General features: G+C 41.5%; 2 protein-coding genes. Both read left to right on the forward strand.

Going from position 1 to position 1,536, the window contains the following annotated elements; all coding sequences use genetic code 11:
• Positions 1–88 precede the first annotated feature (88 nt).
• Positions 89–922: a tyrosine-type recombinase/integrase gene (locus NH454_RS22215; RefSeq protein ID WP_253040209.1), complete on the forward strand. Its 834-nt coding sequence runs from the start codon at positions 89–91 to the stop codon at positions 920–922.
• Positions 919–1,536, forward strand: a 618-nt coding sequence (locus tag NH454_RS22220) for a transposase zinc-binding domain-containing protein (RefSeq protein WP_253040210.1), incomplete at its 3' end; no start/stop codon positions are given. The genes NH454_RS22215 and NH454_RS22220, both read left to right, overlap by 4 nt.

The raw sequence follows: 1,536 nt of genomic DNA on the forward strand, positions 1-1,536 counted from the left end.
TGTTGAACTAAGCCGCTACGCGGAGATCCTATTCTTATCATTTGAGCCACACTTACCTTGGGGTTATCCCATAACTTGGAGGTAAGTCATGAATACACTCATTGAACAAGTCAAAACTGAAATAGCCTATCGAGGTTATTCGCAAAGTACATGTAAAAACTACAGTGAACATTTACTAAAACTCAGTCATTACTTTAATAAACCGCTCGACTTAGTCACAGATGATGAGTTGAATATCTTTTTTAACGATCCTGCCATTCGCAAACTTTCTAGATCAAGCCAAAAAGTACAGATAAACAGCATTTGGTTCTTGTTTAAACATATTTTACACCGGCCATTGAACTTAGATATTGCACTGCCAAAAGCAAGGTCGCACGCACCCACCTATTTGTCGCGTGATGATATGCGAAGACTGATAGAAAGCTGTACGGATATGCGATTAAAAACGTTAATAGTGGTTTGCTATGGCTGTGGCTTACGCATTGGTGAGCTGCTACATATTAAAGTGCAAAACATTGATGGACAGCGAAAAACCATATTGATTGAACAAGGTAAAGGGGATAAATCACGTTATGTTGTAGTTTCAGATAGCGTACTAAATCAATTACGTTGTTACTGGAAAATGTATCACCCAACGGGTTGGATGTTTTACTCGCGATTGTTAATGGATAAACCGATGTCAGCATCGACCTTTAGGAAGCCATTGAGAAAACACGCACAAGCGTGTGGTTTAAAACACTGTAATCCACATGCACTACGCCATGCTTATGCAACACACCAACTTGAATCAGGTATGCCACTTCATCAACTGCAACATCAGCTTGGGCATAGTGATATTAAAACCACACAAAGTTACTTACATTGGTTACCAGAGTTAGGTCATGGCGGCATTGATCTGCTTGCAGGTTGGGCTAAACAATGAGCGCTTTGCATCTCGCTGATATTTTAAATTCAAATCTTGAGCATTATCGGCAGCATCATACGATGAGCTATCAACAACTGCGAGTCTGTCAGCACCTGCAATCATGTAGAACAGGTCAGCTCGGTTATCAAGCATGGCAATGTGATAACTGTGGGGAGTCGCAAAAAATTGGGTGTAGTTGTCGAGACCGCCATTGCCCGCGTTGCCAAGGCATGGCCACGGCTAAATGGGTGCAAAAACAGCAGGAAGATTTATTACCGTGTCGGTATTTTCATCTTGTTTTTACGCTCCCTCATGAGTTGAATATCATTGCTCACTATAACCCAAATGCGTTGTATCAGTGTTTATTTAAAGCGACATGGCAAACGCTAAGTAAATTTGCGAAACGGAAAAAGCATGGTCAGTTAGGCATGACAAGCGTACTGCATACGTGGGGGCAGAACTTAAGTCAGCATATCCACTTGCATTGTTTGATACCCGCAGGGGCGCTAAATAAAGCGCACTGGCATGAAATAGAAAAAGGCTATTTATACCCCGTAAAAGCGTTATCAACAGTCTTTAGGGGTAAAATGCTAGCGGAACTCAATGAATGCGATAGTTCATTCGCGAAGATA

Source organism: Pseudoalteromonas sp. Ps84H-4 (genome assembly GCF_024124645.1).
Lineage (GTDB): Bacteria > Pseudomonadota > Gammaproteobacteria > Enterobacterales > Alteromonadaceae > Pseudoalteromonas > Pseudoalteromonas lipolytica_C.

Bases quoted from the DNA above. Each gene is read 5' to 3' on its own strand.
- NH454_RS22215 (WP_253040209.1), top strand. From the start codon at position 89: ATGAATACACTCATTGAACAAGTCAAAACTGAAATAGCCTATCGAGGT.